Raw genomic sequence first — 14,553 nt, 5'->3', positions numbered from 1 at the left:
CGCACACCCGCTGCCGGGCATTCGTTTCCGCCTTGTTCTAATTTTTATTCATGACAATAGAATGATCGCAGAGCGTGCATTCTATTGTTTATGAAATCTTTCGCTTTCGCACAGAAACCTCTTTTCCGTCGATATCCAGATCAAAGAGCCAGCCCGCCACTTCGAAGCCGCGGATCCTCATGTGACCGCAGTTAATCGGCAGCTGCGGATGAAAGACCGGTTCTCCATCCTCCATGGTAAGCCCCAGAATTTCAAAATAAATCAGGGATAAAAATGCAGTTGCGCTCCAGGTCTGTTTGCGTCTGGAATCCCATTCCACGATTCCGCCGGGTCCCTGCTCCTGCATACCACCATAAAGCGCACCGGTATCCGGATGATAAATTTCGGAAAAGTGCATATCCCGGACTGCCTTCTGTGCCATCAGATACAGCTCTTTTTCGAAGCTTTCCTGATGTCCTGCCCTGTGCATTGCGCGCGCCCAGAAGCCCTGGATATGCGGCCAGATCGTGCCGGAATGGCGTCCATAGCCGTCCAGGCACTCATAGCGCCAGAAGGTCGGCCATACACAGGGAATGCCGTGTGCGCAGATATGGGTATTTTCCCGGATCAACGCCGTCTGCCGTTCGTCCGCAATGCCGAACAGCACGGCAAATGCCAGCCCAAGACCCTCTTCACAATCGCATTCTCCTGCTAGATAATCGTAGCTGCCGCGCTTCTCATTCCAGAAATTTTTGTTGATGGCTTTCTTCATGGCTGCCGCTTTTTCCTCGAACTCTTTCGCGGGCTCGCCAAGCGCATGGGCCATCTCTGCCAGAATTTCATAGGCTTTAAAATAAACGCAGTTGGTAGAAAGTGCTTTCATCGGAATGCCGTAGCCCTTGGGATAAACCGGATTACCCGGATAATCCACCCATTCCAGGATTCCGGAACCCTGATTCGGGCATTTGCTGTACTTGTCCGGATATGCCGCAATGCCGTCGCCGTACACAGCGGGACCGCGGAACAAACCGTCCTCTTCATCAAATTCGTCCTCTTCCAGACGATGTACAGAATTTCTGCCGGCTTCAAAAGCAAGGCGATAGAAGTTATCGTCTTTATGAAATCTGCAGTACTCCCTGGCACCGATCATCCAGATGATCGAATCCCAATACTGGCCGCCGATATAAATGTTTCCCTCTTCTTCCTCCAAAACCGCAAGCAGCGTGTTTTTGGAAACCTCCGGAGACAAAATGCTCAACGCGTTCCAGATGTTGATTGCCGTATCCCTGGTCCACGGGGTATTGTAGTCCAGCCCCGCGATCATACAGGGCTTTTCCTCCGTCAGCAGTCCGTTCTGGTAATATACGATATTGCCGACAATATCCCCCGCTGCGATCCGATACGCATCGTTTAGGAGCTTATTGTCTGTCTCCATGTAAGGAATATTCAGATTCATTTTGACCTCCTGTCATTTTTTGTCGAAGCCGGAGATCTTTTCCTGTCTCCATACGCCACTTTTCCCCGGGCGGAAAATTTTTAACATCCGGAAAACACCGGCGCGTTCCAGCACCGTCATCACCAGATATAAAATGATGCTGTCCACCGGAGCCTTGATCACATTTTTGATCAGCCGCGCGGGAAGCATCACCATAAACGCCTTACCGTACACCTGAGACAGCCAGAAGGTTCCGAGCAGGACATTCACCAAAAGCGCCACTGTCAGCTCCGCCGCCAGAATCCGCCAAAAGTTTGTCGGTTTGCGGTACAGGAAAAATCCGTAGATCAGTCCCGCCAGCAGGCAGTTTAAGGTCAGACCCGGAATCCATGCTCCGGTGGGATACAGCAGCAGCTTTAAAATATCCATCGCTGCCGCAAACAGGCTGCCGACCGCAGGGCCAAACAGGACGTCCACCATTTCATTCGGAAGACCGGATACGCCGATCTTTAAGTAATTCCCGATCTGAACGGTGAACGAGTTGAGAATCAACGCAAGCGCCGCAAAAAGTCCGCACGCCGTGATGGTGCGGATATTGCGAAACTCCCGCATGGATTCCGTAAAAAGAGCTGCCATTTTTTTCATTGCATTTCCTCCTTCTACAGACATCGGGCCGCAAAAGGAGATAATGGGATTATCTTCTGCTGCAGCGAGATGCGGTCTGTATACCGCAAGCCGAACCGGCTTTTCGTCCAACAGGCAACTCTCTGTCCTGCCGGCACTTAACGCATACAAACCTACTCTGCATGTTTTATTTTTTTGTTTCGTTTCCCATTATAACAGTGCAGCCTGCAATATACAATTCATATTTCAGGAAAATCTGTCATGGTCTGCGCAGCTTTCTAAAAAAGAATCCTGCGAAGCAGGATTCTCCGCCTGCGGCGGGTCGCGTAAGCGACATTCTACCATTCCGCCGCAGTGCGATCCGCGCGGAGCATTTTTATCGTATGGAAACGAAGTTTCCTATACGATAAAAAAGGGACGAATCTGTTTTCCGATTCGTCCCTTTCAAATAAAGTTCTATTTTCCCTTGATACTGCTCACACCGCGTACTGGCTGTTATATAGCGTCGCATAAAAACCGTTCTGTGCAAGCAGCGTCTCGTGGTTGCCCTGCTCGATGATATGACCGTCCTTCATGACCAGAATGACGTCCGCGCTGCGGATGGTGGAAAGGCGGTGTGCAACGATAAAGCTCGTCCTGCCTTCCATCAGCTTTGCAAATGCATTCTGAATCTTTAATTCTGTTCTGGTATCGATTGAGGACGTCGCCTCGTCTAAAATCAGCATCGGCGGTCGGCACAGCATAACGCGCGTGATGCACAGAAGCTGCTTCTGTCCCTGGGAAAGGCTTCCTCCGTCCTCCGAAATGACCGTGTCATAGCCCTCCGGCAAGCGCATGATAAAACTGTGCGCATGGCATGCCTTCGCCGCTGCTTCGATCTCTTCCTGCGTCGCATCCGGTTTTCCGACCGTAATGTTGTCACGGATGGTTCCGGCTCTCAGCCAGGTTTCCTGCAGCACCATGCCGTATCCCGCACGCAGGCTGTGTCTGGTCATTTCCCGGATATCCACATCTTCTACCGAAATGGAGCCGCTGTTTACATCATAAAACCGCATCAACAGGTTGATCACCGTCGTTTTGCCGCATCCGGTGGGTCCGACAATCGCCACGCGCTCGCCTGGCTTTACCTGCAGATTGAAATTCTCAATGAGCTTCTGCTCCGGCGCATAGGAAAACGCAACGTCCTTCAGCTCCACTTTCCCATCCACATGCTGCAGCGAAACCGCATTTTCCACTTCCGGCACCTGAGATTTTTCTTCGATCAGCTCGAACACCCGTCCCGCACAGGCGATCGCGTTCTGCAGTTCTGTTACGACGCCGGAAATTTCATTAAAGGGTTTGGTGTACTGATTTGCATAGCTCAAAAAACTGCTCAGCTGTCCGACCGTCAGCCGTCCGTTGATCGCAGCCAGCGCGCCGAAGATGCCAACGCCGGTATACACAAGGCTATTGACAAAACGGGTGGACGGATTTGTGATAGAGGAAAAGAAAATCGCTTTCAACGAGCACGTCTGGAGACGGCCGTTGATTTCGTCGAATTTTTCGATGGCATCCTTTTCCTGCCCGAATGCCTGCACAATCTTCTGGTTGCCGATCATTTCATCGATCAAAGCGGTCTGCTCGCCTCTCGTTTCGGACTGGGCCTTGAACATGCTGAAGGTCCGTTTTGCGATAAACGAGGCCACAAACAAGGAAACCGGTGTTACCACCAGCACGACAATCGTGATGCCGACGTTGACCGAAAGCATGAAGCCGATCGTTCCCAGAATCGTAATCACACCGGTAAAGAGCTGCGTAAAGCCCATCAGCAGACCGTCCGCAAACTGATCGACGTCCGCGATGACACGACTGACGATCTCACCGTGGGCATGTCCGTCAATGTATTTGAGGGGCAGAACCTCTATCTTTTCAAACGCCTCGTTTCGAATATCCCGCACGATCTGATAGGTCAGTTTATTGTTGCAGACGTTCATAATCCACTGTGCCAGTGCGGTGATCCCGATCATGACCGCCATTTTGATCAGAACTGCAATCAGTCCGTCAAAATTGACATTACCTTTTCCAACGATGCAGTCCACCGCTTTACCGATTAACAGTGGAAGATACAGCGTGGATGCGACAGTAATCGCCGCTAAAATCACGGATAAAAGAAGGAAAAAACGGTATGGCTTCATATAGTGCAGCACTTTTTTCAGGGTCTGCGTCTGTCCTGCTTCCATTTTTTTTGCCATGTTCAGCATCCTCCTTTCTCTGCCTTACCCGCATTGGCGGCGTTTTCACGCACTGCCTTCGCCGCCTTTTCATCGAACTGGGAATAATAAATTTCCTGATAAACCGGACAGGTTTCAAGCAGCTCCTCATAGGTTCCAAGTCCGGCAGCCTTTCCATCGTCCAGCACCAGAATTCGGTCTGCATGCTGAATGGAGGACGTTCTCTGGGAAACGATAAAGACCGCAGGATTTCCTTCCATATTTCGGATCGCTTTTCGAAGCGCCGCATCCGTCGCATAGTCGAGGGCAGACGCGCTGTCGTCCAAAATCAGGATTTCCGGCTGTCTGACAAGGGCACGGGCAATGGTCAGACGCTGTCTCTGACCGCCGGATAAATTCTTGCCTCCCTGCTCGATTCTGCTCTCGAGCTGTCCGTCTTTTTTCTCAACAAACTCTTTTGACTGGGAAATTTCCAGCGCTTTCCACATTTCTTCTTTGGACGCGTCCTTCTTTCCCCAGCGCAGATTCTCTACAATGGTTCCGGCAAACAGCACTGCTTTCTGCGGCACGATGCCAATCCTGCTGCGCAGCACTTCCGGGCTGTAATCTTTGACGTCCACGCCGTCTACCAGGACACGTCCCTTTGTCACATCGTAAAAACGGGGGATCAGATTGACCACACTGGATTTACCGGAACCCGTACCGCCGATGATGCCGATCGTCTCACCATGCTTTGCCGTAAAGCTGATGTCCGTCAGCGATTCGCTGCCCGCTCCCGCATAAGTCAGACATACATGGTCGAAGACAACCGCAGGCGCATTTTTGTCCGTCTCAATTTTCTGTTCCACATCAGCCAGCTCCATACTGTTTTGCACTTCCAGCACGCTCTGCACACGGTTGCCGCAGGCGATCGCTTTTGTCACCGTGATAATCAGATTCGCCAGCTTGACAAGCTCCACCAGAATCTGGGACATGTAATTGACAAGCGCTACGATCTGTCCCTGGGTCAGGATGCCGGAATCTACACGGATCGCGCCGGTATACAACAGCGCAATGATCGAAACGTTGACGATCACATAAGTAATGGGGTTCATCAGACCGGAGATTCTGCCAACGTATTTCTGCAGCCCAGTCAGCGTTTCATTTTTTTCCTGATAACGGCTTAATTCTTCCTCTTCTTTATTAAAAGCGCGGATGACGCGCACGCCTGTCAGGTTTTCCCGGGTCAGACCCAGCACCTGATCCAGCGCAGCCTGCACCTTTTTGTACAGAGGCATCGTCCAGAGCATGATGCCGAACACGACGATGGAAAGCAGCGGAATCGTCACCACGAAAATCAGCGCCGCCTTTGCATCTACGGTAAACGACATAATCATCGCGCCGAACACAATAAAGGGTGAACGCAAAAACAGGCGCAGCACCAGATTGACACCGGATTGTACCTGGTTGATATCACTCGTCATTCTCGTGATCAACGTAGACGTGCCGAGGGTATCCATTTCCGTATAGGAGAGTCCCTGGATGTGCGCAAACAGCTCATGGCGCAGGCGGGTGGAAAATCCGGTCGCCGCTTTCGCCGCAAAATACTGCGCTGTAATCGAGCAGACCAGTCCGATGACACCCAGCGCAATCAAAAGCATACACATCCTCACGATGTACGGTTTGTCCGATCCGCCGATACCCTGATCGATCACCGCAGCCATTACCAGCGGAACAAACAGCTCAAACAGTGCTTCCAGCATTTTAAACAAAGGGGCGAGCACGGTTTCCTTTTCATACCCTTTCAAATAACAAAGCAGCTTCTTCACGTCTTGTCTTCCTCCATTCGGTCTTTTTATCTGCCAAAAATCCGGTTATAGCCATAGGGCAGCGGCCGTCCGAACAGATCCGGCCATCGAATGCTCTCTACCACGCCTTCCGTCTTTTCTGCCGCTTCCTGATTGTCCGGATTATCCGGGATTCGGTTCTCACACTGCACATTTTCACAGCTGTCGCATACACCGGCGCAGCGGACGCCCTCCTTTGTCAATTCTGTCCAGAACACAACGCTTTTTTTTGGGATCAGGCAAAGGCTTTCGTTGCAGGTGATGTAGGCAGCGGTATATTGACCATCGCAGTCAAGCAGTTTCAGCAGCGCCGGAAGCTGTTCGATCGGCTCGCTGCTGCTTCCCAAAAAGCTCATCTGCTTCACAAACCATCCGGTTCTTCGATGAATTTCCGCATGGAACCGGCTATAGGCTTCCATCAGAGCTTCTCCGGCGAGTGTTTCAACCATATAACTTTCCAGCAGCATGTCCTGCTCTTGAAGCTTTTCCTGCAGCTCGTCCACTCCTTTTCCAAGTGTCATGGATGCTGCCAGTCGATCTTCTTTTTCCGGGCACGCTGCGAACCGGCAGCTGATCTGATCGCTGCAGGCATCCTTTAGCCGGGTGCACAGCTGCTTGAGCTGCTCACGCTCGTCTTCCGGAAAATGATAGCGTGCAAGCGTCCGTGCTGTAAGGAGCACTGTGTCTGCGATCGGAAGCACTACAGATTGCGGCATAGCGTAAACGGGCGGAATGACAGATTGCGCAGACGATGCGCCCCCAGGCTGACGTGCCGATTGTGCACCTGCCGTGCCCCGCGGTACGATCATAACGGACGCTCCTGCAGAATCTCCGCAAAATATCCCATGTGGGACACCGGCTCCCCGGCGCAGTACAGATGAGACGTGTCTCCCAGCATCTGCGTCCGGAACATCCCATAGCCCTGCTCCACCTCTTCCGTACTCACAACCGTCACGGAAGACGGCGGCAGAAACATCGTATGATTCAGACACACCGGAGAAATGGAAAGCAGATGGGACAGCATATAAAATGTCACTCCCATATGGCAGAACAGCACGATTGTGTCCTCATTATGCTGCTTCGTGCGATATAAGCGTCCCTCCCTGTGATAACCGTGTTTTGCGAGGATGCCGTCTAAGCCATCGCAGACTTTCTGATAGGTCTCTGCAACCGGCCCGCTTTTCATCAGATCCGTTTCCAGAAAACGATCTATATTCAGCAAATCCGGCTCTTTTGTCCAGTAAGCGGGCTTTAAATCCCAGCTCAGCCGGTTCTTTCCGGTTTCCGGGTCAACGACACAGGCATCGAATTCGCGCATCCAATCACATGTCACTGCCTCCCTGCCGCATTCCTTCAGCGTAAACGATGCAGTATCCTTCGCCCTGCCAAGTGGCGAACAGTAAAATTCATCCACCTTCCAACGCTTCGTGCGCTCAGCAAGAAGCTTCGCTTCCCGCCAGCCCTTTTCTGTCAGGCTGTCAATTGAATAATCCGGTTCTGCATGCCGGATAAAAATCAGTCGCATCGATCCTTTCCTCCCTTTGTGTCTCCCCATTTTCCAAATTGCTATGCAGCAAACATGTTTTCATGTTACTCCATTTCCATAGAAAAATCCAGCGCCAATTCTACGTTCCTGCAGCGTCCCGCAGGCAGCGCGAAAAAACCGCATATCCCAGCAGCGCACCCACGCAGTTCAGCAAAATATCATCCACATCAAATGCGCCGAATGCCGTAAAAAGCTGAAACAGCTCGATACAGCAGACAAGCACGAACGCGTCCAGAAACAGAATCCAGAATCGACGGCTCTCCTTTTGCAGAAACGGCAATAAGAAGCCAAGCGGCACAAAAGCAAGCACGTTGCCGAAAAGATTTTCAAAGCTGTTTAATTTTCCCCAGTAACGGATATACATCCGAATCGTCTTAAATAAAGTGAAGTTGGCGGTTCCAAGTCCCTCCCAGACAACCTCCTTTGTCCAGGAAGCAGCGATCGCCTCCAGCCGCGCAAGGGGATACTTAAAAACAATCACCTTGAGCAGCACAAGAATATAAAAGAAAAACACAGTCTTGAGAATGTGCTTTGTTTTCCGACTGCTTTCATCCTCTGCAAAAAGACTGTGTCCCAGTTGATTCCATATCTTTTTCATAAAGATCCTCTACTGATAATAAACCTCCATCAGGCAAAGTCCGGACGCCGGTGCCAGCATTCCCGCCTTCTGCCGGTCTTTTCCGTCCAGAATCGCAGCAATTTCTTCCGGTCTGCGCATCCCGAGACCGACCTCCACCAGTGTTCCGGTCAGAATGCGGATCATATGGAACAAAAATCCGTCTCCCCGAAAAGAAATCCGGATATCCGCGCCGTTTTGCTCGAATAAAATGGACTCTATCGAGCGGACAGTCGATTTTTTCTTGTTTTTTGCGGAGGTAAACGCTGCAAAATCATACGTCCCGACCAGATACTTCGCCGCTGTTTTCATCGCATCTACATCTAACTGCTGTTCGATCTGCCATACCAGCCGTCTGTCAAACACCGCAGGGATTTTGCTGTTGTGAATCCGGTAGCAATAGGTCTTACCGACCGCATTTAAACGCGCGTGGAACCTGGGAGCAGCCTCCTGACAGGAAATAACCGCCACATCCTCCGGCAGATACTGGTTCAGCTTATCCAGAAGCTCTTCGCAGGAAAGTTCCGTATTCATATGGAAATTCGCGGTCTGCCCTAGGGCGTGCACACCTGCATCCGTCCTGCCGGATGCCTGGATTTCCACCGGAGTCCCCGCAATTTTCGAAAGCAGCGTCTCGAATTTGCCCTGCAGCGTGTTCTGAGTCGTCCCCTGCCGCTGCCAGCCCTGATATCTGGTTCCTTCGTATTGAATCACAATTCTAAAGTTGCGCAAATCATCCTCCACTCTGCGGGCGCAGCGCGCCAAAACCCCCGAACAACCAAGCGTTTCCTCAGACTTTGGCGCGCCGCCCCGAACCTCACGACAACGTTTTTTATTCCTTTTTCTCCGAAATCTCTGCCTTATCCTCCGGGGTCAGGCGCCGGAACCGGTTAAAGCCATGCACCAGGATCCGCACGCTGTCAATGGTTGTGTCAAAAAATCCCGCCTGATACATATTGGCAACAATAATGCCTGCAGGAACTGCCAGGATCATGCCGGCAACGCTGCCTACCTTATAACCGATAAAGATCAGAAACAGGGTCGGAAGCGGCGGAACGCCAATGGAATCCCCAACAATTTTCGGCTGGATGAGCTGACGCAAAAGCTGTCCAACTCCCCAGATGATCAGCAGCCCGATGGCCATTTTAAAGTCTCCGCCAAGCACCTTGATCACTGCCCATGGCCACAGAACCGTACCGGTTCCGAATACCGGCAGAAAATCCAGGATCGCAATCCCGATCGAAATCAGCGCACCGTAACGCACCCGCAGGATCAAAAAGCCTACCAGCATCAGAAGATATACCCAGATCTCGATCTTTAGCTGTGCTTTGAAATATCCGCCAATGGCACCGGTCAGACTGTGATACATCACATCCCACTTTTTGCGGAAGTTCTCCGGTACATATCTGCGAAACGCAGCAATCACTTCTTCCCGCTGCGCAACGAAGAAATAAGAGGACAACAGGCACATGATGACACCGACGATGATCGTCGGGATATTTTTGGCAAAATTGCCGACTGCAGATACCGTCGGACTGCCCATATGATCCACTGCGCTGCTCAACAGATTCATCAGCGAATTCAGAATTCTGGCAACCTGCTCCTGCACGTTTGGAGAAAAATAGTGAGAAAAGCTTTCCAGTGAGCTTCCCGCGTTGGAAATATCAGACTCCATTGCCTTCCAGAGTCCCGGCAGCTCTTCCACAAATCCCTTCAGCTGTCCTGCAAGCAGGCTCAGGATTCCGTAAATACCAGCTACGATCGCAGCGATAACTGCAATAATGACGATCGCAGAACCTGCTTTTCTGCGGATCTTAATCTTTTCATCCAAAAAACGCACCAGCGGGTTTGCGATCATCGCGATGATCCAGCCAATTACAAAAGGCATAAAATACGAAATAACCGATGGCACAACAAATACGACAAACAGCAAGATCACTACTGCAGTGATCAGGTTTAACACCGCTTTTACATATTTTCTGGATTGTCTCCACATGCTTTAATGCCTCCGTCTTCTGAGAGAATGCTGTCGAGCAGATCATAAATTTCTTCCCGTCCCTGCTTGGAAAGAGAGGAATACGGGATGATGATCGTATCCTTCTGTGCCTCTAAGCCAACCCGAATTGCCTTGAGCTGCTTTTGGATCTGACTGCGGTTGATTTTGTCCAGCTTGGTTGCAATGATGATCGGATCAAAGCCGTAATGACGCATCCACTGATACATCTGCTTATCGTTTGCAGACGGGTCGTGCCGGATATCGATCAGCAAAAAAACCGCCTTTAGCTGCTTGGAGGAATGCAGGTATCGTTCGATCATCTTGCCCCACTGCGCCTTTACTTCCTGATTGGCTTTTGCGTAGCCATAGCCAGGCAGATCTACCAGATAAAACACTTCATTTACATTATAAAAGTTGATGGTCTGGGTTTTGCCGGGCTGGGAAGAAGTTCTCGCCAGGCTTTTCCGGTTCATGATCCCGTTGATGAGGGAGGATTTGCCAACGTTACTCTTTCCGGCAAATGCAATTTCCGGCAGCATATTGTCCGGAAGCTTACTCGTAATGCCGCAGACCGTTTCCAATTGAACGGATTTGATTACCATATCAGTTGTTTCCTTTCCCGCCCACAAAAGCGTGCGCAATCACATCGTCCATCGTTTCTACAAAAAGAATTTCCAACCCATTTTTGATCTCCGCCGGAATCTCTTCAACGTCCGGACGGTTCTTTTCTGGCACCAATACTGTCTTGATTCCAGCAGTCTTTGCCGCCAGAGTCTTTTCCTTTAAGCCGCCGATGGGCAGCACTCTGCCCCGCAGCGTAATTTCGCCCGTCATCGCCAGATCGGCGCGAACCGGCGTATGGGTCAGCGCAGACAGAAGCGCCGTCGCCATCGTAATACCGGCGGACGGTCCGTCCTTGGGAACCGCTCCCTCCGGAATATGAATATGAAAATCATTCTTTTTAAATACGTCGGGATCGATCTGGTACCGCTCGCTGACCGAACGGATATAGCTCAGGCCAGTCATAGCGGATTCCTTCATCACATCGCCTAACTGTCCGGTCAGCTCCAGCTCGCCTTTGCCCGGCATCATATTGACTTCAATCTGCAGCGTATCGCCGCCCACACTCGTCCATGCCAGGCCGCGCACAATTCCGATTTCGTCCGTCTGATTTGCTTTCAGGGAATGGAATCTGGGCTTGCCGAGATATTTTTCAAGGTTCCGGTCGTTGACGCGGATACAGCTTTTATCCTCTTTTAACAGCTCTCTCGCTGCTTTCCGGCAGATCTCCCCAAGCTTTCGCTCCAGACCTCTGACACCGGCTTCTCTTGTATAACCCTCAATCACGCTGCGCAGTGCATTATCACTGACGATCAGCCGTCCCTGCATACCGTTTTTCTTCAGCTGCTTGGGCATCAGATGCTCCCGTGCGATATGGAACTTTTCCGCAGCGGTATAACTGCTGACCTCGATCACTTCCATACGATCCAGAAGAGGACGCGGAATTGTCTCGGTCGTATTTGCCGTCACAACAAACAGCACCTCCGATAAATCGATCGGAATTTCCACATAATGATCACGGAAATTGCGGTTTTGTTCGGCATCCAGCACTTCCAGAAGCGCCGAAGCGGTGTCTCCTTTATAGTCGCTCGAAACCTTATCCACCTCGTCCAGCAGCATCAGCGGGTTTTTCACGCCTGCCTGTCTCAAACCATTGACAATCCGTCCGGGCATCGAGCCGACATAGGTTCTTCTGTGTCCCCGGATCTCCGCCTCATCCCGCACACCGCCAAGGCTGATGCGGACGTATTTTTTATTCAACGCCTCTGCAACGCTGCGTGCAATCGAGGTTTTACCGGTTCCGGGAGGTCCTACCAGACAGATAATCGGGCTTTCTCCCTGTTTGGTCAGCGCGCGCACCGCCAGAAATTCCAGCATACGCTCCTTTACCTGTTCCAGACCATAATGATCCCGGTCAAGAATCTCCTCCGCGCGAGTCAGGTCGGAGGTTTCGCGGGAGGTTTTGTCCCACGGAAGCTCCAGAAGTGTCTCGATATAGGCACGTTCCACACCGGACTCTGCACTGTTTGTGGAAAGCCGTTTGAATCTGGAGATTTCTTTTGCGATCTTTTCCTTTACTTCTTTAGAGGCTTTGAGCTGCTGCAGCTTTTCTTCATACAATGCTGCATCCGACGCATCGTCCTCCCCCAGCTCCTCCTGAATATATTTCAGCTGTTCCCGCAAAATGTAATCTTTTTGGTTTTTATCCACACGTTCCCGCACTTTTTCCGTCAGATCCGTGCGGATTCTGGCAACCTCTACCTCCGTCGCAAGCACCTCTGCCAGCGCTTCGAAACGGCTTTCGAGATCCACCTGCTCCAAAATTTTCTGCTTTACGGTGTAATCTGCCGGAATATTTTCGATAATCTGATCCATCAGCTTACCAGGATCACGAATTTCCTCCATATGGCGCAGAAGCGTCCGTCCCGTTCTGGGATAATATTTGCAATATTCTGTGAAACGATCGCGCGCGCTGCGCAGCATCGCTTCTTTCCTGCTTTCGTCCATTGCTGGCACTTCCAGCACCTCGATGTCGCCGCCGAGCCATTCCCACTCTCCAAAAAGCGTCCTAAGACGTCCTCTGCAAACGCCCTCTACGAGAACGCGAACCAGATTGTCCGGCAGCTTCGTGACCTGTTTTACCTTTGCAATACAGCCGATCTGGTACAGATCCTCTGCCTGCGGGTCCTCCGTCTCAGCATGGCACTGGGTTACCAGAAATACCTCCTGATCCTCGCTCATCGCCTGTTCTGCCGCCAGAATGGACTTCTTGCGGATCAGGTCAAAATGTATCATCGTATCCGGCAGGATCGTCATGCTGCGCAGGGCGATCACCGGAAGTTTTTTGAAATTTTCCATCGTATGCTATCTCCTATTGATGCGGAGTTTAGGATAAAATCCTGCGGAGTATTTTTTATCGTATCCTATACGATAAAAAACGCCGTCCGTATCTGTCGCGGGCGGCGTCTTTTACTGTCATTCTATTTTGCTTCTTTAAAGCCGTCCAGAAGTCCCTGTTTTTCACGCCGTACCACCATCGGTTTTCCGGTTCCTTCTACCGCTTCTTTTGTAATTACGCACTGTGTAATGCTCGGATCGGAAGGGATCTGATACATCACATCCATCATCGTCTTTTCCATGATGGAGCGAAGTCCTCTGGCGCCTGTCTTTCTCTCCAGCGCGAGGTCAGCGATCTTTTCAATCGCTTCCTTCTCAAAGGAAAGCTTTACATGGTCGAATCCAAAGAGCTTCTGATACTGCTTGATCAGCGCATTCTTCGGCTCCATGAGGATTCGGATCAATGCCTCTCTGTCCAGTCCCTCCAGCGCTACCGTAATCGGCACGCGTCCGACGAACTCCGGAATCAGTCCGAACTTCACCAGATCCTGCGGAGTTACATCCGCATACAGCTCGCCTGCCTTGCGCTCTACGTTGGAAGAAATCTGTGCGTTGAAGCCGATGCTCTTTTTGTCCAGTCTGGATTCCACGATCCGCTCGATGCCGTCAAAGGCGCCGCCGCAGATGAACAAAATGTTCGTCGTGTCAATCGGAATCAGCTCCTGCTGCGGGTGCTTCCGTCCGCCCTGGGGAGGAACACTCGCTACTGTGCCTTCCATGATCTTCAGCAGTGCCTGCTGTACGCCCTCTCCCGAAACGTCGCGGGTAATCGATACGTTTTCACTTTTCTTCGTGATCTTGTCGATTTCATCCAGATATACAATACCGAGCTGTGCCCGTTCAATATCATAATCAGCCGCCTGAATCAGCTTTAACAGGATGTTTTCAACATCCTCACCGACATATCCGGCTTCCGTCAGCGTCGTCGCATCTGCGATCGCAAACGGTACGTTGATGATCTTCGCCAGAGACTGTGCAAGATATGTCTTGCCGCTGCCGGTAGGTCCCAGCATAATAATGTTGGACTTCTGCAGCTCAACGCCATCGTCGTCCGCCCCGGCTGTCACTCTTTTATAATGGTTATATACAGCAACGGACAGTACCTTTTTGGCCTCTTCCTGACCGATCACATAATCATCGAGGAATTCTTTGATCTGCACCGGTTTCAGCAGGTTGATCTGTTTAGGATCTTCCTCCTGCGGTTCTTCTTCATTTTCCTCTTCGATGATTTCGGCACAGATGTCCACGCACTCATCACAGATATATACGCCGTCCGGACCAGCAATCAGCTTATGCACCTGATCCTGTGTCTTGTGGCAGAAGGAACATCTCACCTGGTCATCAGAAAATCTGCCTGCCATAT

At 51.1% G+C, this 14,553-nt stretch carries 12 protein-coding genes and 1 riboswitch; all 12 genes read right to left on the bottom strand.

The window, feature by feature from the left end; all coding sequences use genetic code 11:
* Positions 1 to 88: 88 nt before the first annotated feature.
* Positions 89 to 1,435 (bottom strand): MGH1-like glycoside hydrolase domain-containing protein, encoded by a 1,347-nt coding sequence (locus ACLTOQ_RS02935; RefSeq protein ID WP_412318690.1) that lies wholly within the window; start codon positions 1,433 to 1,435, stop codon positions 89 to 91.
* A 12-nt stretch (positions 1,436 to 1,447) separates the two neighbouring features.
* Positions 1,448 to 2,059, bottom strand: coding sequence for a folate family ECF transporter S component (locus ACLTOQ_RS02930; RefSeq protein WP_009256582.1), 612 nt, complete (start codon positions 2,057 to 2,059; stop codon positions 1,448 to 1,450).
* A gap of 60 nt (positions 2,060 to 2,119) precedes the next feature.
* Positions 2,120 to 2,221, bottom strand: a riboswitch (THF riboswitch).
* 293 nt (positions 2,222 to 2,514) lie between these two features.
* Positions 2,515 to 4,269 carry an ABC transporter ATP-binding protein gene (locus tag ACLTOQ_RS02925; RefSeq protein ID WP_412318689.1) on the bottom strand — a complete coding sequence of 585 codons (1,755 nt, stop codon included), beginning with the start codon at positions 4,267 to 4,269 and terminating at the stop codon, positions 2,515 to 2,517.
* 2 nt (positions 4,270 to 4,271) lie between these two features.
* Complete coding sequence (locus tag ACLTOQ_RS02920) at positions 4,272 to 6,056, bottom strand: ABC transporter ATP-binding protein (RefSeq protein ID WP_412318688.1); 1,785 nt, start codon at positions 6,054 to 6,056, stop codon at positions 4,272 to 4,274.
* Positions 6,057 to 6,082: 26 nt separating this feature from the next.
* Entirely contained in the window at positions 6,083 to 6,883 is an 801-nt protein-coding gene (locus ACLTOQ_RS02915) for a hypothetical protein (RefSeq protein WP_412318687.1), read from the bottom strand.
* Positions 6,880 to 7,599: a histidine phosphatase family protein gene (locus tag ACLTOQ_RS02910; RefSeq protein ID WP_337427372.1), complete on the bottom strand. Its 720-nt coding sequence runs from the start codon at positions 7,597 to 7,599 to the stop codon at positions 6,880 to 6,882. Before ACLTOQ_RS02910 ends, ACLTOQ_RS02915 begins: the two co-directional genes overlap by 4 nt.
* 100 nt (positions 7,600 to 7,699) lie before the next feature.
* On the bottom strand, positions 7,700 to 8,218 hold the full coding sequence (locus tag ACLTOQ_RS02905) for a VanZ family protein (RefSeq protein ID WP_412318685.1): 519 nt from the start codon (positions 8,216 to 8,218) through the stop codon (positions 7,700 to 7,702).
* A gap of 9 nt (positions 8,219 to 8,227) precedes the next feature.
* The gene (truA, locus tag ACLTOQ_RS02900) at positions 8,228 to 8,968 is read right to left on the bottom strand and encodes a tRNA pseudouridine(38-40) synthase TruA (protein WP_412318684.1); all 741 of its coding nucleotides are present in this window, start codon (positions 8,966 to 8,968) and stop codon (positions 8,228 to 8,230) included.
* 100 nt (positions 8,969 to 9,068) lie between these two features.
* Positions 9,069 to 10,232 (bottom strand): sporulation integral membrane protein YtvI, encoded by a 1,164-nt coding sequence (gene ytvI / locus ACLTOQ_RS02895; RefSeq protein WP_412318683.1) that lies wholly within the window; start codon positions 10,230 to 10,232, stop codon positions 9,069 to 9,071.
* Positions 10,205 to 10,834: a ribosome biogenesis GTP-binding protein YihA/YsxC gene (yihA, locus tag ACLTOQ_RS02890; protein WP_021915766.1), complete on the bottom strand. Its 630-nt coding sequence runs from the start codon at positions 10,832 to 10,834 to the stop codon at positions 10,205 to 10,207. Before yihA ends, ytvI begins: the two co-directional genes overlap by 28 nt.
* A gap of 1 nt (position 10,835) precedes the next feature.
* Complete coding sequence (gene lon, locus ACLTOQ_RS02885; RefSeq protein ID WP_021915765.1) at positions 10,836 to 13,151, bottom strand: endopeptidase La; 2,316 nt, start codon at positions 13,149 to 13,151, stop codon at positions 10,836 to 10,838.
* Between the two features lie 122 nt (positions 13,152 to 13,273).
* Entirely contained in the window at positions 13,274 to 14,551 is a 1,278-nt protein-coding gene (gene clpX / locus ACLTOQ_RS02880) for an ATP-dependent Clp protease ATP-binding subunit ClpX (protein WP_021915764.1), read from the bottom strand.
* Positions 14,552 to 14,553: the final 2 nt, after the last annotated feature.

The sequence above is a fragment of the Gallintestinimicrobium sp. genome (assembly GCF_046968865.1).
Taxonomy (GTDB): Bacteria; Bacillota; Clostridia; order Lachnospirales; family Lachnospiraceae; genus Gallintestinimicrobium; species Gallintestinimicrobium propionicum.
The sequence above is the reverse complement of the archived record's forward strand: the minus strand, read 5'-3'. Positions and strand labels throughout refer to the sequence as shown.

Excerpts from the sequence above, each read along its gene's own strand:
- ACLTOQ_RS02935 (WP_412318690.1), bottom strand. The coding sequence starts at position 1,435 with ATGAATCTGAATATTCCTTACATGGAGACAGACAATAAGCTCCTAAAC.
- ACLTOQ_RS02930 (WP_009256582.1), bottom strand. The coding sequence starts at position 2,059 with ATGAAAAAAATGGCAGCTCTTTTTACGGAATCCATGCGGGAGTTTCGC.
- ACLTOQ_RS02925 (WP_412318689.1), bottom strand. The coding sequence starts at position 4,269 with ATGGCAAAAAAAATGGAAGCAGGACAGACGCAGACCCTGAAAAAAGTG.
- ACLTOQ_RS02915 (WP_412318687.1), bottom strand. The coding sequence starts at position 6,883 with ATGATCGTACCGCGGGGCACGGCAGGTGCACAATCGGCACGTCAGCCT.
- ACLTOQ_RS02910 (WP_337427372.1), bottom strand. The coding sequence starts at position 7,599 with ATGCGACTGATTTTTATCCGGCATGCAGAACCGGATTATTCAATTGAC.
- ACLTOQ_RS02905 (WP_412318685.1), bottom strand. The coding sequence starts at position 8,218 with ATGAAAAAGATATGGAATCAACTGGGACACAGTCTTTTTGCAGAGGAT.
- ytvI (WP_412318683.1), bottom strand. The coding sequence starts at position 10,232 with ATGTGGAGACAATCCAGAAAATATGTAAAAGCGGTGTTAAACCTGATC.
- yihA (WP_021915766.1), bottom strand. The coding sequence starts at position 10,834 with ATGGTAATCAAATCCGTTCAATTGGAAACGGTCTGCGGCATTACGAGT.
- lon (WP_021915765.1), bottom strand. The coding sequence starts at position 13,151 with ATGGAAAATTTCAAAAAACTTCCGGTGATCGCCCTGCGCAGCATGACG.
- clpX (WP_021915764.1), bottom strand. The coding sequence starts at position 14,551 with ATGGCAGGCAGATTTTCTGATGACCAGGTGAGATGTTCCTTCTGCCAC.